This is a genomic window from Planomonospora antibiotica, from assembly GCF_014647955.1.
GTDB lineage: Bacteria > Actinomycetota > Actinomycetes > Streptosporangiales > Streptosporangiaceae > Planomonospora > Planomonospora parontospora.
Genome location: NZ_BMQE01000016.1, coordinates 59,576 through 81,332 on the forward strand (window position 1 = coordinate 59,576; position 21,757 = coordinate 81,332).

Below are 21,757 nucleotides of genomic sequence, written 5' to 3' on the forward strand. Positions count from 1 at the left end.
GTCCGGCCCGGTGAGCCCCGTCCGATCCGGGATCACCGGGGGAACAGCTCGAAGCTGACGGCCGGCCGGCCGCCGAAGCGGGCCGAGGCCTCCGAGGTGGCCTGGGAGACGAGCGCGCGGCAGTAGTCCTCCGGCTTCTGGTCGGTGAGCGCCTCGATGTAGGTGCGGTGCGCCAGTAGGGAGCGGACGGCGCGTTCCAGGTGGTCGCTCACGTCGACGGCGTGGGTCGGGTGGGGGGAGCCGTTCACGGCGACCCAGCGCACGCCGTTCCAGGGAGTGAAGCCCTCGGCGGCCAGCTCCGGGAAGATCCACCGGTTTCCCGCGTCGGCGGCGGCGTCCAGGACCGCCCGGCCCACGGCGCGGTGGTCGGGGGTGTTCCAGGCGGTGCGGCCGTCCCAGGTGTCGTGGTGGTTGACGGTGATCAGCAGCTCCGGCCGCCGCCGCCGGATCTCCCGGGTCAGCTCCCGCCGCAGGGCGGGGCCGTACTCGATCACTCCGTCGCGGTGGTCGAGGAAGTCGACCGAGGTGACGCCGACCACGGCGGCCCCGGCCCGCTGCTCGCTCTCCCGCAGAGGAGCGGCCTGACCGGGGGACACCGTGTCGATGCCGGCCTCGCCCCTGGTGACCAGCAGATAGAAGACCTCACGTCCCTCGGCGGTCCAGCGGGAGATCGCCGCCGCGGAGCCGTACTCCAGGTCGTCGGGGTGGGCGACGATCGCCAGCGCCCGGGTCCAGTCGCTGGGCATCGTTTCGAACTGCTCGGTCATCGGAGCCTCCCGCAGTGAATCTACATCGCAAAGGCGGCGGGCCGCTCAGGAGCGCGGAAGCGAGGCACTGCCCCCGCGCCGCTTCCAGGCGGGCCGCCCGGCGTGCCGGGGCGCTGCTGCGGGGGTGGAGGCCGGGCCGGGGTTCCTGCCTCCGGCGCGGAACGAAGCTCGGCAAGCTGTGAATCTACATTGTAAAGTAGGCGGGCTGGATACCCTGATGCGGTGGCCGAGCCGTACCTGACCCTGGACGAACCCGTCGAGCACGAGATCGAGATCAGGCGGTCGCGGTTCATCTGCGCGATCGTCCCGGCCTCCTCGGAGGAGGAGGCGCGCGACTTCGTCGCCGGGCGCAGGGAGCTGTACCCCGACGCCACGCACAACTGCTCGGCCTACGTGATCGGCGATCGGCGGTTGCAGAAGGCCGACGACGACGGCGAGCCCGGCGGGACGGCGGGCACGCCGATGCTGGAGACCCTGCTGCGCCGGGGGCTCGGCGACGTGGCCACGGTGGTCACCCGCTACTTCGGCGGGGTCAAGCTGGGCGCGGGCGGGCTGGTCCGCGCGTACGGCGGGGCGGTCGGCAGGACACTGGACCTGGCCGTGCCGGTGGAGATGGTGCCGGCCAGGATCATGACCGTGACCGTGGACCACCTCCGCGCCGGGCGGCTGGAGAACGACCTGCGGATCTCGCCGTACGAGGTGCGCCGGGCGGTCTATGGCGCGCGGGTCGGCCTCGAGGTGGCGGTGCGGGAGTCGGAGCTGGGGGTCTTCCCCGGCTGGGTCGCCACGCTGACGGCGGGCCAGGCCATCATCGAACCAGGTGAAAGGGTGTATCTCCGGAAAGCCTGACCGGCTTTCCCCCTTCCCGTGGCCGGAGGAACTGTGAAATGGGTCACATCGACTCCGGGTGTGACGCGACCGCCTCCGGCTCCGCCGGCCCGCTTCTCCTCTCGTGGAGCGGCTCCGGATCTCGCGGTCCTCCCGGCTCGCACGGTCACTGCAACGCCCTGACGTGGGAAGACGTCAAGATGAGGTGGCCGCCTGCGGTGAACCGCCGGGCCGCCGCCGCCCGGCGGCCGGATCTTGGGGTTTTCCACACCCTCCGGCTGAGGAGGTCGTCACTCCACAACGGCGCTCTGCCTCATGCATGGCATATCCAGGGTTCCCTAGCCTTGTCCCATGAGTTCAACGACTGTCGACGGAGTCGCCGGGTGGGCGATCAACCTCATGGAGGCCCTGGGAGCGCCCGGGGCCGGGATCGCGATCGCGCTCGAGAACCTGTTCCCGCCGCTGCCGAGCGAAGTGATCCTGCCGCTGGCGGGCTTCACCGCCAGCCAGGGGAACATGGGCCTGTTCGACGCCGTGCTCTGGACCACCCTGGGATCGGTGATCGGTGCGCTGGCGCTGTACGCGGTGGGCGCGCTGCTCGGCCGCGAGCGGGTGATCTCGATCGCCTCCAAGCTGCCGCTGGTCAGCATCTCCGACATCGAGAAGACCGAGGCCTGGTTCGCCAGGCACGGTAAGAAGACGGTCTTCTTCGGGCGGATGATCCCCATCTTCCGCAGCCTCATCTCGATCCCGGCCGGCGTCGAGCGCATGCCGCTCTCGATCTTCACCCTGCTCACCCTGATGGGCAGCCTCATCTGGAACACGGCGTTCGTGATGGCCGGGTTCGCTCTGGGGGAGAACTACCACCTGGTCGAGCAGTACATGGGGATCGTCTCCAAGGCGGTGCTGGGCGTCGTCCTGCTGGCCGTCGTGATCTTCATCACGGTCCGGCTGAAGGACCGCGGCAAGGGCAAGCACCACGCCGGATGACGGCGGGGCGGCCGGGGCGCCGGCCGCCGCGTGAGCGGCCGTCGAGTGTCCGTTCAGGCCTCCCGGGCGACCGCCGTCGGGTTTCCCGGGCCGCCGAGCCTCCGTTCAGCCCTCCAGGGCGTACTGCATGACGCGGAACTTGGCCTGGGCCTCGGCGAGCTCGGCGGCCGGGTCGGAGTCGCCCATGATGCCGCAGCCGGCGAAGAGGCGGGCGCGGGCGCCGTCGATCTGGGCGCAGCGCAGGGCGATGCCCCACTCGCCGTCGCCGCGGGAGTCGATCCAGCCGACCGGGCCGGCGTATCCTGCGCGGTCCATGCCCTCGAGCTCGCGGATGACCTGCAGGGCGGTCCGGGTGGGGGTGCCTCCGACGGCCGCCGTCGGGTGCAGGGCGGCGACCACGTCCAGGACCGAGAGCCCGGCGGACAGGTGCCCGGTCACCGGGCTGGCCAGGTGCTGGACGTTGGGGAGCACGAGCAGCTCGGGCTCCTCGGGGATCTTCAGCTCGGCGCAGAGCGGGGTGAGGGTCCGGCGGACGGAGTCGATCGCGCAGGCGTGCTCGCGGCGGTCCTTGGCGGAGGCGAACAGGGCGGCCCCGCGGGCCGCGTCGTCGGCCGGGCCGGTGCCGCGGGGGGTGGTGCCGGCCAGCACGAGGGACTCGACGGTCTCGCCGGTGCGGCGGACCAGGAGCTCGGGGGTGGCGCCGACCAGTCCGGAGCAGGAGAAGGTGTAGCACTCGGGGAAGCGCTCAGCCAGGCGGGACAGGAGCAGCCGCACGTCGATGGGGTGTTCGGCGACGGCGGTCAGGTCGCGGGCGAGCACGGCCTTCTCCAGGCGGCCGGACCGGATCCGCCGGGCGGCCTGCGCGACGGCGTGCTCCCATTCGGGGGCGGTGAGGCTGCCGTCGCCGTAGCTGATCCGGCCGGGGTCGCGGGGGGCGGTGATCTCGTCGAGGCGTCCCTCGCCGATGGTGGTGAGCCAGGCCCGGCCGTCGCGGCGGGCGAGGATCGTCCGGGGGACGACGAGGACGGACCCCGGGGAGGCGGGGTCGAAGGTGAAGGAGCCGAAGGCGACGGGACCGGAGCCGGGGGCGTGCGCCTCGTCGTCGACGTGGGCCCCGGCGAAGACGGACGAGAGCCAGTCGCGGGCCCAGTCGAAGCGTCCGGGGCCGGGTGGCACGCTCACCCGCGCGGCCTCCCCCCAGGCGACGAGGCCCTCGCCGTGCCGGATCCAGGCATGCGGGGCGGCGGCGGGAAGTCGCGTGAGCAGGTCGCCGGGGTCGGCGACGAGGGCGGTTCTCACCACGAGAGGACGGGTCGATCCGAGCGCGGCTCTCACCCCTGACACTCTATGCGGAAACTGAACGTGTTCGACGGCGGCCCCCGGGGCAGGCACGGCCTCAGGGGTCTGTCAAGGGAAACAAGGGAGTCGGTCAACCGGGAGCGCCGTTCTGGCCTGCGGTGATACATCCGGGAGCAGATGTGAGCTCTCACCCGGAGGTGCCATGGCGCGCAGGAGTGTGACCGTGTCCACAGCGACACTGACGGCGACGGCGGTCCTGGCGGCCGGCTGGGCGGGTCCGGCGGGGGCCGCCGGGGCGGGGGCGGCCGTGCCGTGGCGGCCGGTGGTCATGGCGGCGCTGGGCGACTCCATCAGCGCCGGGTTCAACGTCTGCGGCTGGTACGTCTCGTGCACCTCGCGCTCGTGGGCGGCGGGGGACCACGCCGAGGTGCTCAGTCACTACCTGCGGCTGCTCGCCCGGGACGAGGCCGTCGAGGGGCACAACGTCAACCTCGCCGTCCCCGGTGCGACCAGCGCCGATCTGTCCGGGCAGATGACACGGGCGGTCGCGCGGCGGGCCGACTACGTGACGGTCCTGATCGGGGCCCAGGACGCCTGCGTGCCGGAGGAGCGGGGGATGACGCCGGTCCCGGTCTACCGGGCCAGGGTGGCCGCCGCTCTGCGGCTGCTGAAGGAGCGGCGGCCGGGGGCGCGGGTGTTCCTGGCCAGCATCCCCGACCTGAAGAGGTTGTGGCGGGTGGGCAGGGGCAACGCGGCGGCCCGCGGTTTCTGGACGGTGGGCCGCATCTGCCCCACGATGCTGGCCCGCCCGGTCTCCACCGCCCCGGCCGACCGGGCGCGCCGCGACCGGGTGCGGGCACGGGTGACGGCCTACAACAGCGCGCTGGCGGACGTCTGCGCGGAGTACGGCCGGGCGTGCCGGTTCGACGGCGGGGCGGTGTTCCGCCATCCCTTCACGCTGGACCACGTCAGCGGATGGGACTTCTTCCATCCCAACGCCGCGGGGCAGCGGCTGATCGCCAAGACGACCTTCGCCGCGGCCCGCGGCTGGCTCGACGAGTCCGTCCGGGAGCCCGCCGGGCAGCGCTGACCGGGCTCCTGCACGGAGCGGCCGGGCTCCGGCACGGAGTGGCCGGGGCCCGGCCGCGGCCGGTGCGGCCGGTGCTCACCCCTCCAGCGCCGCGAGGAGCGAGGCGGTCCGCCCGGGCTCGGAGAACATCGGCCAGTGGCCGGTGGGGAGCTCGGCGAAGCTCCACTCCGGCCCGGCCAGCGCCGCGAAGAACGGGTGGCCGGAGGCGATCATCGCGTGGACCTGCTCCATCGGGAACGAGCACGCGACGAGCGTCTTGGGCAACCGGGCCGCCGCGCCGGTGAGCGCCAGCGGGGCGGTCATGGCGCCGTACGGCTGCGGCGTCGCGCGGGAGGCGAACCAGGCGCGCTCGGCCTCGCCCAGGCCCTCCAGGCTCGCCCCGGTCTTCTCCAGCTCCTCCCAGGACGGCAGCGGGTAGGCGGTGCCGCCCTGCTCGGCGACCCGCCGCTCGACGGAGGCCCGCTCTGCGGGCTCGTTCATGTCAGCCCAGGCCATGCCGTCGGCCATGGGGCCGCTGTCGAGGTAGACCACGCGGGCGATGCGCTCGGGGATCCGGTCGGCCGCCCCGGTGACGGGCCCGCCGCCGCCGCTGTGCGCGACGAGGACCACGTCGTGCAGGTCGGCGTAGACGATCGTGTTGACGATGTCCTGGACGTGGGTCTCCAGATCGGTCTCCGCGGTGGCCAGGTGGACCCGGTCGCCGAGGCCGGTGAGGGTGACGGGGTGGACGTCGTGGCCCTCGGCGCGGAGCCGGTCGGCGACCTTCTCCCAGGCCCAGCCGCCGAGCCAGAAGCCGGGGACCAGGACGTAGGTCCGCCGGGCCGGCGTCTCGGCGGTGGTGGGGGCGGGGGTGCCGGTGGTCGGCTGGCTCATGGGTTCTTCATCCTTCCGTCGTCGTGTGTTCCCAGCCTAGAATGGAATCCGGGCAGTTCCGGTCCTGATTTACGAGGTGTTTCCCATGACGGCCGCGCGGGTGCTGGCACTGCTCGAACTGCTGCAGGCCGCTCCCGGTCTGACCGGGCCTGAGCTGGCGGCCCGGCTGGAGGTCGACGAGCGCACCGTCCGCCGCTACGCGGTCCGGCTGGGCGAGCTCGGCGTGCCGGTGGAGGCCGAGCGGGGGCGCTACGGCGGCTACCGGCTGCTGCCGGGCTACAAGCTGCCGCCGCTGATGCTCACCGACGACGAGGCGACGGCGGTGGTGCTGGGGCTGGTGGCCGGGCGGCGGACCGGCCTGGCGGTGGGGGAGACGGCGACCGAGAGCGCGCTGGCCAAGATCCAGCGGGTGCTGCCGCGGGCGCTGCGCGAGCGCGTCGACGCGGTCGCGCAGACCCTGGACCACACCCGCGCCCCGGCGGCCACGGCGGTCCCGAAGGCCGGGCCGCTGCTGGTGCTGGCCGACGCGGTCCGGCACGGGCGCACGGTACGGCTGGCCTACCGGTCGTGGAAGGGGGAGCCGTCGGAGCGGGAGCTGGACCCGTACGGCATCGTCTTCCACTCGGGGCGCTGGTACGTCGCGGGGCTCGACCACCGCAGCGGCGAGGTCCGCACCTTCCGGGTGGACCGGGTGGCGGGCGCCGAGCGCACCGGGCGGGGCTTCGAGGTTCCGGAGGGCTTCGACGCGGCCGGGCACGTGACGGGATCGCTGGCGGCGGTGCCGTACCGGCACGAGGTGCGGGTGCTGCTGGCCACGACGCTGGAGGAGGCGCGCCGGCGGGTGCCGGCGTCGGCCGCGGCGCTGGAGGAGACGCCCGAGGGGGTGCTGCTGACGGCGCGGGCCGAGCGGCTGGACGGGATGGCGCAGATGCTGGCCGGGCTCGGCTGGCCGTTCACGGTGCTCGAACCGGAGGCGCTGCGCGGGGAGGTGCGGGCGCTGGCCGCGCGGCTGGCGGAGTGGGCCGCGCCCTGACCTCCGTACGGTCGCCGTCGCCCGTGGCCGGCGGCCTCCCCGGGTCCGTGCGGCCCCGGGGGCGTCAGCGCGGGGGGAGCGGGGGGATGGAGAGCCGGGGCCGGTCGGCGGGGTTGGGCGTGTGCGGCGGGTGGGCGGCCAGCCGCTCCAGCGCCACCCGGATCGCGGTGTCCAGCTGGGTGTCGATCCCCGCGGCGTAGTCCTGCGGGGTGATGTCCACCTCCAGGTCGGGGTCGGTGCCGTAGTTCTCCACCCGCCAGCCCACATCGTCGAAGGCGAAGGAGAACTCCGGCTGGGTGGTGACGGTCCCGTCGGCCAGCTGGTGGCGGGGCCAGATGCCGATCACCCCGCCCCAGGTGCGCTTGCCGATCAGCGGGCCCAGGCCCAGCAGTTTGAAGGTGTGGCTGAAGATGTCGCCGTCGGAGCCCGCCCACTCGTTGGTGATCGCGACCATGGGGCCGCGGGGCGACTCCTCGGGGTAGGGCTCGGGCACGCCCCAGCGGGGGTGGTTGTAGCCCAGGCGGCGCCGGGACAGCTTCTCCAGCAGCAGGGAGGAGACGTGGCCGCCGCCGTTGAAGCGGACGTCGACGATCAGGCCCTCCCGGTCGTACTCGGCGAGGAAGCCGCGGTGGAACTCGGCGTAGCCGTCCGGGCCCATGTCGGGGATGTGCAGGTAGCCGATCCGGCCGCCGGTGCGCTCGTGGCAGCGGGCGCGGTTGTCGCGGACCCAGTCGCGGTAGCGGCCCGGTTGCTCGTCGGCGATGGCCCGCACGGTGACGGTCCGCCTCTCCTCGCCGCGGGCGACGGTGAGCTGGACCTCCTCGTCGGCCTGGTTGACCAGGTGCTCGGCGGGGCCGGTGGCGGCGTTGACGCTCTGGCCGTTGACGGCGAGGATCGCGTCGCCGGGCCGCACGTCGACGCCGAGGCGGTTGAGCGGGGAGGTGGCCTCGGGGTCCCAGCGGTCGCCGTCGACGATGCGGGTGATGCGGTGCAGGCCGTCGGCGAAGGACAGGTCGACGCCGAGCTTGCCCTGGCGGTAGTGCGGGCGGGCGCGGTAGGCGCCGCCGCTCTCGTAGGCGTGGGAGGTGCCGAGCTCGCCGAGCAGTTCCCACAGCAGGTCGGAGAACTCCCCGCGGGTGGTGACCCGGTCCACCAGCGGCAGGTAGCGGCGGTAGACGCCCTCCCAGTCGATGCCGGCCATGTCCTCGGCCCAGAAGTGCTCGCGCTGCAGGCGCCAGGCCTCGCGGAACATCTGCCGCCATTCGGCTTCGGGGCAGACGGAGACCTTGACGCGGGACAGGTCGATCCAGCCGCTCTCGCGGCCCGGGCTCTCGTCGTCCTCGGGGGTCTCGCCGGCCTTGACGACGCGCAGCCGTGATCCGGAGCGGTAGAGCAGGGTGGCGCCGTCGCGGCCGAGCTGGAACTCCGACACGTCCGTGACCAGGGTCTCGTGCTTCTGCTTGGCGAAGTCGTAGGCGCACAGCGTGCCGTCGGAGAAGGCGGCGTGCTCGTCGCCGAGGGCGCCCTCGACGGGGTAGGTGAGGTAGACGGCCTTGCCCTTGACCGCGGCGACGGCCTCGTAGCGGCATTCGGGGACGGGGAAGGCGACGATGCGCTCCTCCAGGCCGTCGGTGTCGACGGTGAACTCGATCTCCTCCTCCTCGTCGTCCTCGTCGGCGCCGGACAGGGGCCGGGGTTCGGGGACGAAGGGGGAGCCGGTGCCGGCGCGCAGGGCCAGGGCGTAGAGGCGGGAGCCGAGGGGGAATCCCAGGTCGAAGCCGAGCTCGTCGTAGACGGGGTTGAAGACGCGCTGGCCGATGAAGTAGAGGTAGCGCCCGGCGGGGTCGAAGGAGGGGGAGGAGTCCCAGAGCACGGGCCGGGTGGCCGGGAAGGTCTCGCCGGTGGCGGCCCGGCACAGCCTGATCGCCATGGTCTGGGCGGTGTCGCGGAAGGCGTAGGCGAGCCAGCGGCCGTCCGGTGACCAGGCGGGGTCCTCGACGGCGCCGAACCGGCTGCAGTCGACCACGGTGGCCTCGGCGGGGTCGGCGGGGTCGGCGGCGAGGTCGACGAGGAGCAGTTCGTTGCGGTGGTTGGTGACGGCGACGGTGTCGGCCTTGGGGGAGACCTGCAGCGCGGTGATCCGGCCGGTGTCGAGGTGGTCGAGCCGCAGGGGCCCGGCGGTGCCGTCGGCGGTCAGGACGGTCAGGGTCTCGCGGTCGCGGTCGTCGCTGGCCGCGGCGATCAGCCGCAGCCCGTCGTTGAGCCAGGTCAGCAGCCGGTAGCGGACGCCGTAGGGGGCGCCGTGCTGGCGGACGGGGCCTTCCCAGGCGGCGAAGGAGAACGCCTTGCCGCGGGTGGTGATCGCCAGGCCGCTGCCGCCGGGGTCGAGGGTGGCGCTGTCGAGGAAGCTCTCGGCGGCGACGAAGCGGCGGTTGCGCTGGGTGCGGGAGCTGCGCAGGCTGACCTCGACGCGGTGGGACTCCCCGTCGTCCAGCAGGTAGAGGTCGCCGCCGGCGTGGTAGACGAGCCGGCGGCCGTCGCCGGACAGGTTGCGGGCGTAGTAGTCGGTGTGGTCGGTGTGCCGGCGCAGGCCGGTGCCGTCGGCGGTGCAGGAGTAGACGTTGCCCACGCCCTCGTGGTCGGAGATGAAGTAGACGCGTCCCGAGGCCCAGCAGGGGGAGGCGAGGTTGCCGGGCAGGGCGATGAGCCGCCGGAAGGCGCCGTCGCCGATCCACAGGTCGCCGACGGTGCCGCCGCGGTAGCGCTTCCACCGGGCGGGGTCGGCGGTGTTGCGGCCGATCACGATGTGCGGGCCGTAGGAGATGGAGTTGGCCGGGCCGTACGGCAGGCGTTCGGGGACGCGGTGCGGCAGGACGCGGTGCAGCCACTTCTGGCCGTGGAAGGGCTGGCCGGCGTCGCTGGCGTACAGGATCGCCCCGTCGGGGTCCCAGCCGGTGACGGTGGAGCGGGTGCCGTGGTAGGTGACGCGCCGGGCGGAGCCGCCGTCGGCGGGCATCACGTAGACCTCTTCCGGGCCCTCCTCGCGGCCGGCGAAGGCGATCTGGTCACCGCCGGGGGAGAAGCGGGGGTAGCCGGCTTCGGCGACCCCCGCGGTGAGGCGGAAGGCGCGGCCGCCGGTGGCGGGCACCATCCACAAGTCGTCCTCTGCGGAGAACACGACGACGTCGCCGAAGACCGTCGGGAATCGCAGGTAGGCGGGCATGGCGGCTCACTCCGTGGTCAGGTGGCTCGGAAACGTCTCCCGGTGCGGCCCGGACGTGTCCGGGCCGTCCGGTCGGATCCCATGTCCGTGGCGGGAGGGGACGTTCCGGGCGGTCCGGGATGTCACGCGGTGTGACGCCGGGGCGTCCCGGAACCGTCCCCTGGCGGCGCGGCGTTATTCGGCGCCCTCGGGGCGTTTGGCCTGCCGCTTGGCCTGCTTCGCCTCGCGTGTGGCCTTGATCGCGGCCTTCTTCTGCTTGCCCGAGGCCTTGGCGGGCTTCTTCTTCTCGACCATTCTCTCCCCCTGATTTTTGTACGGCGATGCGGCTGATCGCGTGCATCAAGCCTGTTCGTACCCTTTCCCGGGATTGGCCATCCATCGGGAGGGGAGGGGTGGGTGGTGTCTCCGAGTCTGTCCCGCGATGTCCCCGGAAGGCTCCGGCGTGGGGGCGGGAGCGGTTCGGGAAACCGTCCCCCGCTCCGTGCGGCGGGCAGGCAAAGAAGAGGTAAATCGCAGCCCTCGGAACGGATAACGATCTTCATGATTGGGCAGAACGTCGGCACACGCCTTGCATTCCGGGGAGGTGCGGCATGGCCTGGTCGAAAGACGAGGAGCGAATGCTGCTGCAGATCGAGCGTCACCTCGTCGACGAGGACCCGCGGCTGGCCGCGCGGCTGGAGTCGTTCAACGAGCGCGTCCAGCGCAGGGAGGGCGGCCGCCGCCGGGGGGATCCCGGAGGCGGGGCGGGGCGGTCGCGCAGGCGCCCGCGCCGTTCGACGGTCGTCATCATGGTCAGCTGGCTGCTGATCGCGACTCTGATCGCGACGCTGCTGATCATGGTCCTGCGCCACGACGCCGCCGCGCTCCCGCTCTGAGCGGACGCGCGGGGCGGACGCGCGGGGCGGACGCGCGGGGCGGACGCGCGGGGCGGCCGGAGCAGGGGCGGGTCAGCTCAGGGCGCGCAGGAACGCCGCGGCCACGGGGGCCGCGTCCGTGCCGCCGCCCGCGCCCTCCTCGACGATCACGGCGAAGGCCAGGTCGCCCCTGAAGCCGATGAACCAGGCATGGGTCTTCAGGTCGTCCTGCGGGCCGTACTCCGCGGTGCCGGTCTTGCCGCGGGTGCCCGCGGGAAGACCCGCGCCCTCGGCGGTGCCCTTGGTGACCACGGCGGACATCATCCGGTGCATCGGGCCGACGACGCCCTCGGGCAGGGCCCGGGGCTCGAGCTTCTGCCCGGCCGACGGCACGAGGGTGGGCGGCCGCCAGGTGCCGTCGGCCAGTGCGGCGGCGACCGAGGCCATCATCAGCGGGCTGGCGGTGATGCGGCCCTGGCCGAAGGACTCGGCGGCCAGTTCGGCGTCGCTCTCGGCCCGGGGGATCTTGCCGCCGTGCACCTCGGGGACGCCGACGTCGAGTTGCTCGTTGAAGCCGAACAGCTCGGCGGTCCGCACCAGCTCGTCGGCGCCCAGCCGCTCCTTGGCCAGCGGGGCGAAGGTGGTGTTGCAGGAATGGGCGAAGGAGTCGGAGAAGGTCACCGAGCCGTAGGCGGCGTGGTGGGAGTTGCGGATCGGCAGTCCGCCGACGTTGACGTCCTTGGGGCAGGTGACCTTCTCGCCGGGGCCCACGCCGGCTTGGAGGAGCCCGACGGCGGTGACCGCCTTGAAGGTGGAGCCGGGCGGGTAGGCGCCGTTCAGGGCGCGGTTGAAGCCGCCCTTGTTGTTGACGACGGCCAGGACCTCGCCGGTCGAGGGCTTGATCGCGACCATCGAGGCGGTCTTGTCGAGGTCGCGTACGGCTCCGGCCGCGGCGTCCTGGACCCGCAGGTCCAGACTGGTCTCCAGGGGCTCGCCCTGCTCGCCCTCGATGGTGCCGACGGTCTTGGCGGTCTCGGCCGCGCCGCCGGTGCCGACGATCTGGATCTGGGTGCCCGGGGTGCCGGCCAGGCGCTGCTGGAACCTCTCCTGCAGGCCGCCCCGTCCGACGGCCTGGCCGGTCCTGTAGGAGGAGCCGAGCTTCTTGACGTCCTTGTCGGTGGCCTTGTCGAGGAAGCCGACGAGCTGCTGGACCGAGCCGCCCACGCCGCCGCCGTCGATGCGCTCGCCGCCGGCGGCGGTGACGGCCGCCCGTTCGGGCCAGTCGGTCTTCAGCGCGAAGGAGGATCCGGCCGTGAGGTCGGGGTGGACCGCCCTGGGGGACCAGTCGACCCTCCAGTGCCGGTCGACGACCGCCAGGTCGATGGTCCCGGAGTAGCTCCACTCGCCGACGTTCTTCAGCCGGAGGGTGGCGGTGTAGGCGGCCTGGGCGGTGTCGTCTCCGGTCTCGCGGACCGAGTCGAGCCGGATCGCGGTGCTCTCCACCGCCCAGCCCTTGCGCATGTCGTCGTAGGCGCGGGCGAAGGCGGGATCGGGGGCGCCCAGCTCGGCCCGCATGGCGGCCTGGTCGCCCCGCTGCCAGGCCTGGGTGAAGCGCTGGGCGGTCTCCTGCGGGGTGCCGCGCGTGTGGAGGTACCACCAGGCGCCGCCGCCGGCGGCGCCCGCCACCAGGACGGTGGTCACCGTCGTGATCGCTATCGTCCTGCCGCGCGGCATCTGGCCACCCCCGTTCGCCGAAGCTCAGCGCACCACCTTAGCCTGACCAATCCGACATATGCCGAAATATGATCAGCTGTCCTGGGTGCGGCGAGGGGCGTAGGCGGTCACGTACTCCTGCCCGGAGAGGCGCTGGATCTCCGCCATGATCTCGTCGGTCACCCTGCGGCGGTCGCGGGCGCTGCTCTCCGAGCCGGTGAACGTCATCGGCTCGCCGATCCGCACCCCGACCCGGCCCAGCCGCGGGACCGACGCGCCGATCGGCAGCACCCGGTCGGTGCCGGACATGGCCACCGGGAGCACCGGCGCCCCGGTGGCCAGGGCCAGCCAGGCGACGCCGACCTTGCCGCGGTAGAGGCGGCCGTCGGGGGAGCGGGTGCCCTCGGGGTAGATGCCGAACAGGCCGCCGTCCTTGAGCACCCGGGCCGCGGCGTCGAGCATGTCCTGCGCGGCGGTGGGGCTCTGCCGGTCGATGGCGATCTGACCGGTGGCCCGCATCCACGCGGCGGTGACGGGGTTGCCGGTGAAGTACTCCTGCTTGGCGACGAAACGCACCTGGCGGGGGACCACCAGCGGCAGGAAGGTCGAGTCGAGGACCGAGAGGTGGTTGGAGGCCAGGATGGCCGGGCCGGCGGCGGGCACGTGCTCCACCCCGGTGGCCGTGGTCGGCCAGAGCAGGTGCAGGAAGGGAGAGCTGACGGTCTTGGCCAGGCGGTAGAGCACGGACTCTCCTCACGGTACGGAAGAACACCACAGTAGGCGGTGGCCTGGTGACCGGCGGGTGTGGACATCCTCACAAGCCAAGCTTTGATGTTTGTAGCCCTGGTCCAAAGCCGAGGGTCCGAAAGGCGCGGAGAGGACGCCCGGGACAAAGGAGAACGCCCCGCGGGCGCCGGGGCGCCCGCGGGGCGGAACGTTTAGTGCCGATGTGGCGGTCGCCTCCTCGGCGAGAGGCACAACACGGCTCCAGCCGAACGGTATTCCGTGAAGGCGGTAATTTGCGGCCCGGGGGACACAAACCACATCGGCACGATGACTCTAACGGACGCAGGGGGGTGGTTATTCCACTTCCCGGTTACCGGTGCGCCGGATGTGGCGGCTTCCCGGTCACCGGTGCGCCGGATGCGGCCGCCCGCGCGGTCCGGGCGGGGAGGACGCGGCGGGCAGGCGGACGGTGAAGACGGTGCCGCCGCCCTCCCGGGGCGCCGCGGCGGCGGTCCCGCCGTGCGCCTCGACGATCGCCCTGGTGACGGCGAGGCCCAGGCCGGTGCCCTTGATCCCGGCCTCCTGCGCGGTGGAGGCGCGGAAGAACCGGCCGAACAGCTGCGGATACTCCTCCGCCGGGACGCCGATGCCGGTGTCGGCCACGGTGACGACGGCGGCCCGGTCCGCGTCGTCGCCGCCGAGGCCGACGGTGACGGCGCCGCCGTCGGGGGTGTACTTGACGGCGTTGGACAGCAGGTTGTCGAGGACCTGGCGGAGCCGTACCGGGTCGGCGTGCACGGGCGGGTGCGGGGCCAGGTCGGTGGTGACGGTCAGGTGCCTGGCCGCGGCGGCGGCGCGGTGGTCGTCGACGGCCTGGCGCACCAGCCGGGTCAGGGAGACCGGGCGCGGGTCGATGGCGATGTGGCCGGCGTCCAGGCGGGCCAGATCCAGCAGGTCGTCGACCAGGTTCAGCAGATGGGCGCTGGTCCGGTCGATGACGTCGGCGAACATGCGCTGGGTGCCGGTCAGCCCCGGAGTGTCGACGAGCATCTCGACGTAGCCGCGGATCGCGCCGACCGGGTTGCGCAGCTCGTGGCTGACCAGGGCGACCAGCTCGTCCTTCATCCGGTCGTGCTCCTCGGCCAGGCGGTGGCGCTCGGTCACGTCGGTGGAGATGCCGTCGGCGAACAGCCGGCCGTCCTCCCGGCGCGGCGTGCTGCGGATCCAGATCCACCGGACGGCGCCGTCCAGGCCGATGACGCGGCACTCGACCTGCGCCGGGATCCCGGCGTTGACCTTCTCGTCGAAGGCGGTGTAGGCGGGCAGGTCCTCGGGGTGGACGTGGCGGAGCAGGAGACCGGAGATGTCGGCGCCTTCCGGGACCCGGCCGCCGAACACCCCGGCGGCGTTCTGGCTCTGGTAGACCGAGCGGGCCCGGCCGTCGGGGGTGATCTCGATGGTCCAGACGTTGTCGTCGATCTGGGAGACGACCTGGTCGAAGTGGCGGCGGCTGGCGGCCAGGGCCAGGGCCAGCTCCTCGGCCCGGCGGCGCTCCATGAAGCGGCCGACGTGCGCGCAGACGCCGTCGAGCAGGGCGACCAGGTCGTCGTCGGGTCCCTGGACGGCTTCGCTGCAGAAGACCAGCACCCCGAGCACCTGGTCACCGCTGCGGACCGGCAGGGCGACGGCCGAGCGCAGGCCCGCCTCCAGCGCGTCCGGCCTGCGCGGGAAGGGGCGGGTCTCGGTCCGCAGGTCGCTCATCCAGACCGTCCGGCCGGTGGCCCACACCCGCCCGGGCAGGCCCTGCCCCCGCCGGACCGTCTCCGCGAGGTCGCCGGTGAAGGCCAGCCCGGGCCTGTGCCAGGCACCGACGCGGACCAGGACGCTCCGGTCGGCGTCGATCTGCCAGTACTCCCCGTAGGACCAGTCCAGCGCCCGGGTGACCGCGGTGAGCACGCGCGCGGCCGCCTGCTCGCTGCAGACCGCTCCGGCCAGCGCCTGCGCCACGGCGTGCTGGGCGTCGCGCAGCACCTGGGCGCGGTGCTGGTCGGTGATGTCGTGCAGGGCGGAGACCGCGCCCAGGCGGCGCCCGTCGGGAGTGGTGATGGGGCGGCCGTTGACCATGCAGCGGCGCGGTTCGCCCTCCGGCGGGCGGATCACCAGGTGCTGGCCGTCGACGTTCTCGCCGCCCCGGGCCCGGGCCAGCGGCGCCTGCTCGGGCCGGAGCGGGGTGCGCCCGTCGGGGGCGAACAGGTTCCGGTCCTGCGGCCAGTCGCCGTCGCCTCCGCCCGGCGGGTCGCCCGTCACGCGGTGCAGCTCGCGCGCCGCCCGGTTGAACAAGGTGAGCCGGCCGTCCCCGTCGCAGGCCATCACGCCGACCTGGAGGCTGTCCAGCAGCGCCCGCAGGAACGTCCGTTCCTCCTCCAGCTGGCGCCGGGCCTCGCGGCGGTCGCTGATGTCGTGCACGAACGCGTGCAGCAGCGGCCCGCCGCGCCGGTCGTCGACCTGCAGGGCCATCTCGATGGGGAACTCCCGGCCCGCGCGGTCGACGACGGTCAGCTCCAGGCGGTGGTCGGGCAGGTCGGAGGCGCCGTGCTCGTGGAGGTGGGCCAGTCCCTCGTCGTACCGGTGGCGCAGCGAGGGCGGCGCGATCAGGGCGGTCACGCTCCGGCCCAGGGCCTCGGCGGCCGGCCAGCCGAACAGCCGCTCGGCCGCGGCGTTCCACGCGCGTACGGTCCCGGCGGCGTCGAACGAGATGAAGGCGTCACGGGCCCGTTCCAGGATCGCCTGCAGCGCCTCCGCGTCACCCAGGTCTCCGACCGTCCCCATGGCTTCCGCCCTCCCTGGTTTCGCCCGTACGCGGCCTATATGTTCCCCTTGTCTGTTGTAACGGTATGCGCAGGAACCGTCTCGCGGTGCAACGGGCGGGTGTCGGGCGGGGACGGCCGCGGCTACAGGGGCTCGGCGGCCGGCAGGGTGATCCGGTCTACCGCCTCGCGGCGGCGCCGTTCGGGGCGGCGGTCGTAGCGGGCGGTGGTGGCGGGGGAGGAGTGGCCGACCAGCGCCTGGGTGGTGGCGAGGTCCACGCCCGCGTCGAGCAGCTCGCCGATGAAGGTGCGGCGGAAGTCGTGGGGGGTGCGCGGTGCGGCTCCGGCCTGGGTCAGCCGCCGGGCCAGGATGTCGGCGACGGCCTGGCCCGTCATGGCCGCGGGCCCGCCGTCGCGGAACCGCAGGAAACCCGCCCTGCCGATGGGGCAGAACAGCGCCCCGGAGGCGCGGCCCCGTACGGCCAGCCACCGCTCCAGCCGGCCGACGGCCTGGCGGGTGAGGTAGACCAGGCGTTCCTTGTCGCGCTTGCCGCGCACCCGCAGCGAGCGGGAGGCCGGGTCGTAGTCGTCCAGCGTCAGCCCGGCGATCTCGGCGCGGCGGCAGCCGGTGGAGTACAGCGCGGCGAGCAGGGCGGCGTCGCGGACGCCCGCGGGGGAGTCGTCGGCCTCGCAGGCGGCCAGGGCCGCGCCGACGACCTCGGCGGGGACGTGCTGACCCGTGGGCAGCCGGGTGTGCTCGACGGTCGGCAGGTCCGCGGCGCGCTGGTACTCCTCCGCGCTCATCTGCCCGAGCCGCCAGGCCTCCCGCAGCACCCTGCGCAGCGCGACGAGGTGTTTGTTGACGTAGGAGGGGGACCAGCCGCGTTCGGTCATCAGGGCGCGCAGGCGCACGGTGTGCTCGTAGCGCAGCAGGTGCCAGGGCTGGCCGGCCCCGGAGGCGGCCTCGTCGCCGGAGATGAGGACGGCCAGGCGGTCCAGGCAGCCGCGCATCGCGCGGCGGGACTCGGGGCTGGCGAGGGAGTCGAGGTAGACCCGGTAGGGGTCGCGCGCGGGCTCGACGGCGGGCCCGGTCGCTGCGGGGGGTACGGCTGGCAGGCTCATCGGGGGGATCCTATCGCCACCTATTGATCTACATTGTAAAGATCTTCGGTAGACGCAAAAACGATTTTTCAGAACTTCACAGCAGCGACGGGACAGGGCAGGATCGGCCCCATGGGTAACGGAACGGTCGTGGCGGTGAGCCGCAGCGGCGAGCACCTCTTCAGCAAGCCGAACGAGGCGGCGATCCGCTTGCTGGCGGGTCTCGGAGTCGAGGGCGACGCGCACTGCGGCGTGACGGTGAAGCACCGTTCCCGGGTGGCGCAGGACCCGGCGCAGCCGAACCTGCGCCAGGTGCACCTGATCCACGCCGAGCTCCACGAGGAGCTGGCGGCGGCGGGGTTCACGGTGGCGGCGGGGCAGCTGGGGGAGAACGTCACGACGCGCGGGGTGGACCTGCTCGCCCTGCCGGTGGGCGCGCTGCTGAGGCTGGGGGACGCGGCGGTGGTGGAGGTGACCGGCCTGCGCAATCCCTGCGCGCAGATCGACGGGTTCCGGCCGGGCCTGCTCCGGCAGGTGGTGGGCCGGGACGCGCGGGGCCGGGTGGTGCGCAAGGCGGGGGTCATGGGTGTGGTGGTGGCCGGCGGCGTGGTGCGCTCCGGCGACGCGGTCGGAGTGGAGCTGCCGCCGCAGCCGCACCGGCCGCTGGACCGGGTCTAGCCCGCATTGGAATAGATTATTCCGGTCCGATAGGATCTCCGGTAGTCGATCGAGAGGAACCCCATGCCGGAGACGCTGAGCAGGCGGGCGCTCAACCGTGCGACGCTGGAGCGGCAGCTGCTGCTCTCCCGGGCGGACCTGCCCGCTCTGGACGCCGTCCGGCACCTGTACGGCATGCAGGCGCAGGCCCCCGCCCCGCCGTACGTCGGGTTGTGGAGCCGCCTGGAGGGGTTCGCGCCCGATGACCTGTCCCGGTTGCTGTACGACCGGAGGGCGGTGCGGCTGGCGCTGATGCGTTCCACCATCCACCTGGTGGCGGCGGAGGACTGCCTGGCGCTGCGCGCCCTGCTGGAGCCGATGCTGGAGCGGGGGCTGCGCGGGCGCAAGGGCCTGGCCGGGCTGGAGCCGTCGGAGGTCGGGCGGGCGGGGCGGGAGCTGGTGGAGGAGCGTCCGCTGACCTTCCGGGAGCTGGGGGCGGCGCTGGCCGGGCGGTGGCCGGACCGTGATCCCGCCGATCTGGTGGCGGCGGTGCGGGAGACGGTGCCGCTGGTGCAGGTGCCGCCGCGGGGCGTGTGGGGGGTGGGCGGGCAGCCGGCGCACACGAGCGCGGAGGCGTGGCTGGGCCGCCCGCTGGACGGGGCGGCGGGACCGGCGGAGATGGTGCGGCGCTACCTGGCGGCCTACGGCCCGGCGTCGGTGATGGACGTGCAGCAGTGGTCGGGGATGACGAGGCTGGGGGAGGTCGTGCGGGGGATGGGCCTGCGGGTCTTCGCGACCGAGGACGGGGCCGAGGTGGTCGACCTGCCGGAGGCGGTGCTGCCGGATCCGGAGGTGCCCGCGCCGGTGCGCTACCTGGCGGAGTTCGACAACATGCTGCTGTCCTTCTCGGCGCGGACGCGGACGCGGATCATGGCGGACGAGCACCGGGGGCGGGTGTTCACGGTGAACGGGATCATCAAGGCGACGGTGCTGGTGGACGGGTTCGTGCGGGGGCTGTGGCGGGTGGCCTCCGGCCGGGGTGAGGCGGTGCTGGAGGTGGAGCTGTTCGCGCCGGTGCCGGCCGCGCAGCGGACGGAGCTGGAGGCGGAGGGCATGCGGATGCTGGAGCTGTTCGCCCCGTCGGCCCAGGTGCGGGGGGTGCGGTTCGTCTGACCGCCGGGGGCCGGCCCGGCGGCGGGTCTCCGGAGCGGCCCTCGGGTTCAAGGCCATTGACACGGATTGGCCGTTCTCCGGGTCGTGCCGCCCGTCGATGATGGGCCCATGGTCTCTGCGGGCGGTGTGGCGGGCATGGCGGCGGTGGCGCTGGGGATGGTGCTGACCCCGGGCCCCAACATGATCTATCTGGTGTCGCGGTCGGTGGCGCAGGGGCGCCGGGCGGGGCTGCTCTCACTGCTGGGGGTGGCGGGGGGTTTGGTGTTCTACCTGGTGGCGGCGGTGGCGGGGATCACCGCGGTGTTCGCCGCGGTGCCGGCCGCCTACACGGTGATCAAGCTGGCCGGGGCGGCGTACCTCCTCTGGCTGGCCTGGTGCGCGGTGCGGCCGGGCGGGGGGTCGGTCTTCGCGCCGCGGGAGCTCGCGCCGGACCGGCCGGCGCGGCTGTTCGCCATGGGACTGGTCACCAGCCTGCTCAACCCGAAGATCGCGGTCATGTACGTGTCGCTGCTGCCGCAGTTCGTGGATCCGGCGCTGGGCGACGTGGCGGGGCAGAGCCTGGTCCTGGGGCTCACGCAGATCGCGGTGGCGGTGACGGGCAACGGGGTGTTCGTGCTGACGGCGGGCTCGCTGGCGGCGTTCCTGGCCGCCCGGCCGCTGTGGGCGCGGGTGCAGCGCCGGCTGATGGGGACCGTGCTGGGCGGGCTGGCGGTGCACCTGGCGCTGGACCGCTCCCCGGCGGCCGGGTGAGGGGTCCTCCGGTCGCCCGCGGAGGCGGCCCGGCGTCGGGAACGGATATTACTAACAGGTCAGTAACTTGTAATGTGAGCTTGTAAATCCGGTCGTCCGGGCGGACATTCTGAGCATCCAGCTGATCGGGGGAGGACCCCAGGAGGCCAGATTGAAGATTCCGCGCCGGGCACTCGTCCTTCTCACCGCGCTGGCCGCCGCGCTCGCCCCGGGGGCGGTCGCCGCGGAGACCGCGCAGGCGTCGCAGGCCGTCACCTCGATGGCCTCGATGGGCGACTCCATCACGCAGGGGTTCAACGCCTGCGGCTTCTACGTCGACTGCCCGTCCAGGTCCTGGTCCACCGGCTCGAGCTCGTCGGTGCACAGCCACTACCGGCGGCTGCAGGAGGCGGGCGCCGACCCCGTCGCCCGCAACGTCAGCCGCTCGGGGGCCAAGGTCGCCGATCTGCAGGGACAGGCCGAGCGGGCCGTCGCCGCGGGGGCCGGGTACGTGACGGTCCTGATCGGGGCCAACGACGCCTGCACCTCCTCGGAGGCGGGGATGACGTCGGTGGCCGACTTCGAGGCGAGGTTCCGTACGGCGATGCGGACGCTCGCGGAGGGCCTGCCGGAGGCGACGGTGTTCGTGGCGAGCATCCCCGACATCAGGCGGTTGTGGGAGGTCGGGAAGGGCAGTTCCTCGGCCCGGGCGACGTGGGCGGCGCTGAACATCTGCCAGTCGATGCTGGCGCGGCCGCGCTCGACGGACCAGGCGGACGTGGAGCGGCGGGAGCGGGTGCGCCAGCGGGTGGCCGACTTCAACGCGGTGCTGGCGAGGGTCTGCGCCGAGCAGGCCGGCTGCCGGTACGACGGCGGGGCGGTGTTCGGCTACCCGTTCGAGTTGTCGCACATGAGCCGCTGGGACTACTTCCACCCGAACACCGCCGGGCAGCGGTTGCTGGCCGAGGTGACCTATCCGCTGGCGGGTCTCGAGGGGTGAGGCTCCGGCGGTGCCCGCCGTACGCGTTGAGGGGCGGGGCGGGCACCGCCGGCGGGCCGGTCGAAGGGCCGGGCGGCGTCGTCGGGGGGAGTGCGGGGGGTGAAGCGGGGGCCGTTGGGAGTGCGCAGGGTCATGCGGTCGGCGCGGAAGGTGCGCCAGTCGGCGCGGCCGGTGTCCCAGGCCAGCAGGTACCAGCGGCGGCCGGTGTAGACGAGGCGGTGGGGTTCGGCGGTGCGCGGGCCGGTGGCGCCGCCGTGGTCGCGGTAGTCGAAGCGCAGCCGCTCGTGGTCGCGGATGGCGGCGGCGACGGCGGTGAGCGTCGCGGCGTCGACGGTGGGGCCGCGGCCGGCGACCGAGACGGTGGCCGCGCCCACGGCGTCGATGCGGTGCCGCAGCCGGGAGGGGAGCATCTGCTGGAGTTTGGTCAGGGCGCGCAGCGAGGTCTCCTCCAGGCCGGTCACCGTGCCGGCGGCCGCGGCGTGCAGGCTGACGGCCACGGCCACGGCTTCCTCTGGGCGTCGAGCCGTACTTCGAGAGGCCCGGCGGCGGGCAGCCGGCCGCCTACTACGAGTTCAGGATCGGCGACCGGCTGACCGAGGTCGGGCTCATCGACCGGCGCTACGCCCCGGCGGGCGCGGACGGCGCGGGTCCCGGGGGCGTGGTGCTGCACTGGCACGTCGACGACGTGCAGGCGGCCCTGGACCGGCTGCTGTCCATGGGGGCCGCGCCGTACATGCCGCTCACCGAGCACGGCCCCGGGTTCGTCACCGCCTCGGTGGTCGACCCGTTCGGCAACGTGCTCGGCGTCATGTACAACCAGCACTACCTGGAGGTTCTGGGCCGATGATGCGTTTCGCGGACGCCGCGCAGTGGGAGTCGTGGCTGGCCGGCCAC

At 73.6% G+C, this 21,757-nt stretch carries 18 protein-coding genes and 1 pseudogene; 10 read left to right on the forward strand and 9 right to left on the reverse strand.

The annotated features are described in order from the left end of the window. Nucleotides 1-32 precede the first annotated feature (32 nt). The gene (locus tag IEZ06_RS16750; RefSeq protein WP_189237632.1) at nt 33-767 is read right to left on the reverse strand and encodes a PIG-L deacetylase family protein; all 735 of its coding nucleotides are present in this window, start codon (nt 765-767) and stop codon (nt 33-35) included. A gap of 222 nt (nt 768-989) precedes the next feature. Between IEZ06_RS16750 and IEZ06_RS16755 the strand changes: the two genes are divergently transcribed. Both IEZ06_RS16755 and IEZ06_RS16760 read left to right on the forward strand, forming a co-directional pair. Then, nucleotides 990-1,616: a YigZ family protein gene (locus tag IEZ06_RS16755; protein ID WP_189237633.1), complete on the forward strand. Its 627-nt coding sequence runs from the start codon at nt 990-992 to the stop codon at nt 1,614-1,616. Nucleotides 1,617-1,946: 330 nt separating this feature from the next. Then, nucleotides 1,947-2,585 (forward strand): DedA family protein, encoded by a 639-nt coding sequence (locus tag IEZ06_RS16760; RefSeq protein WP_189237634.1) that lies wholly within the window; start codon nt 1,947-1,949, stop codon nt 2,583-2,585. Between the two features lie 105 nt (nt 2,586-2,690). Here IEZ06_RS16760 and IEZ06_RS16765 read toward each other — a convergent pair whose 3' ends face one another. Continuing rightward, nucleotides 2,691-3,920 (reverse strand): isochorismate synthase, encoded by a 1,230-nt coding sequence (locus IEZ06_RS16765; RefSeq protein ID WP_189237635.1) that lies wholly within the window; start codon nt 3,918-3,920, stop codon nt 2,691-2,693. A 187-nt stretch (nt 3,921-4,107) separates the two neighbouring features. On the opposite strand from IEZ06_RS16765, the gene IEZ06_RS16770 reads away from it, so the two are divergent. Next, a complete protein-coding gene (locus IEZ06_RS16770) occupies nt 4,108-4,974 on the forward strand; it encodes an SGNH/GDSL hydrolase family protein (RefSeq protein WP_229798265.1) in 867 nt (288 codons plus the stop codon). 75 nt (nt 4,975-5,049) lie between these two features. Here IEZ06_RS16770 and IEZ06_RS16775 read toward each other — a convergent pair whose 3' ends face one another. Further along, a complete protein-coding gene (locus IEZ06_RS16775; protein WP_189237637.1) occupies nt 5,050-5,847 on the reverse strand; it encodes an alpha/beta fold hydrolase in 798 nt (265 codons plus the stop codon). Nucleotides 5,848-5,932: 85 nt separating this feature from the next. Between IEZ06_RS16775 and IEZ06_RS16780 the strand changes: the two genes are divergently transcribed. After that, nucleotides 5,933-6,880 carry a helix-turn-helix transcriptional regulator gene (locus tag IEZ06_RS16780; protein WP_189237638.1) on the forward strand — a complete coding sequence of 316 codons (948 nt, stop codon included), beginning with the start codon at nt 5,933-5,935 and terminating at the stop codon, nt 6,878-6,880. Between the two features lie 64 nt (nt 6,881-6,944). Here the strand turns inward: IEZ06_RS16780 and IEZ06_RS16785 are convergent, their stop codons facing one another. Then, nucleotides 6,945-10,103 (reverse strand): S41 family peptidase, encoded by a 3,159-nt coding sequence (locus IEZ06_RS16785; protein ID WP_189237639.1) that lies wholly within the window; start codon nt 10,101-10,103, stop codon nt 6,945-6,947. A 590-nt stretch (nt 10,104-10,693) separates the two neighbouring features. Here IEZ06_RS16785 and IEZ06_RS16790 point away from each other — a divergent pair. Next, entirely contained in the window at nt 10,694-10,978 is a 285-nt protein-coding gene (locus IEZ06_RS16790; RefSeq protein WP_189237640.1) for a DUF3040 domain-containing protein, read from the forward strand. Between the two features lie 72 nt (nt 10,979-11,050). Here IEZ06_RS16790 and IEZ06_RS16795 read toward each other — a convergent pair whose 3' ends face one another. The 4 genes from IEZ06_RS16795 to IEZ06_RS16810 all read right to left on the reverse strand — a co-directional run bounded on the left by IEZ06_RS16795 (nt 11,051) and on the right by IEZ06_RS16810 (nt 17,325). Further along, entirely contained in the window at nt 11,051-12,691 is a 1,641-nt protein-coding gene (locus IEZ06_RS16795) for a penicillin-binding transpeptidase domain-containing protein (protein ID WP_189237641.1), read from the reverse strand. A gap of 72 nt (nt 12,692-12,763) precedes the next feature. Then, entirely contained in the window at nt 12,764-13,414 is a 651-nt protein-coding gene (locus tag IEZ06_RS16800) for a lysophospholipid acyltransferase family protein (RefSeq protein WP_068900723.1), read from the reverse strand. 384 nt (nt 13,415-13,798) lie between these two features. Further along, entirely contained in the window at nt 13,799-16,225 is a 2,427-nt protein-coding gene (locus tag IEZ06_RS16805; RefSeq protein ID WP_189237642.1) for a PAS domain-containing sensor histidine kinase, read from the reverse strand. A 122-nt stretch (nt 16,226-16,347) separates the two neighbouring features. Next, nucleotides 16,348-17,325: a tyrosine-type recombinase/integrase gene (locus tag IEZ06_RS16810; RefSeq protein WP_189237643.1), complete on the reverse strand. Its 978-nt coding sequence runs from the start codon at nt 17,323-17,325 to the stop codon at nt 16,348-16,350. A gap of 102 nt (nt 17,326-17,427) precedes the next feature. Between IEZ06_RS16810 and IEZ06_RS16815 the strand changes: the two genes are divergently transcribed. The 4 genes from IEZ06_RS16815 to IEZ06_RS16830 all read left to right on the forward strand — a co-directional run bounded on the left by IEZ06_RS16815 (nt 17,428) and on the right by IEZ06_RS16830 (nt 20,863). Next, entirely contained in the window at nt 17,428-17,982 is a 555-nt protein-coding gene (locus IEZ06_RS16815) for an MOSC domain-containing protein (RefSeq protein ID WP_373293874.1), read from the forward strand. A 63-nt stretch (nt 17,983-18,045) separates the two neighbouring features. Next, nucleotides 18,046-19,134, forward strand: coding sequence for a winged helix DNA-binding domain-containing protein (locus IEZ06_RS16820; protein ID WP_189237645.1), 1,089 nt, complete (start codon nt 18,046-18,048; stop codon nt 19,132-19,134). Nucleotides 19,135-19,242: 108 nt separating this feature from the next. Further along, a complete protein-coding gene (locus IEZ06_RS16825) occupies nt 19,243-19,884 on the forward strand; it encodes a LysE family translocator (protein WP_189237646.1) in 642 nt (213 codons plus the stop codon). Nucleotides 19,885-20,035: 151 nt separating this feature from the next. Further along, on the forward strand, nt 20,036-20,863 hold the full coding sequence (locus IEZ06_RS16830) for an SGNH/GDSL hydrolase family protein (RefSeq protein WP_189237647.1): 828 nt from the start codon (nt 20,036-20,038) through the stop codon (nt 20,861-20,863). Nucleotides 20,864-20,925: 62 nt separating this feature from the next. Here the strand turns inward: IEZ06_RS16830 and IEZ06_RS16835 are convergent. Beyond that, a pseudogene (locus tag IEZ06_RS16835) lies at nt 20,926-21,375 on the reverse strand (helix-turn-helix transcriptional regulator); the annotation flags it as partial. Here IEZ06_RS16835 and IEZ06_RS37650 point away from each other — a divergent pair. After that, complete coding sequence (locus IEZ06_RS37650) at nt 21,375-21,710, forward strand: VOC family protein (protein WP_203872085.1); 336 nt, start codon at nt 21,375-21,377, stop codon at nt 21,708-21,710. The pseudogene IEZ06_RS16835 and the gene IEZ06_RS37650 sit on opposite strands and share 1 nt — an antisense overlap. The last annotated feature ends 47 nt before the right edge of the window (nt 21,711-21,757 follow it).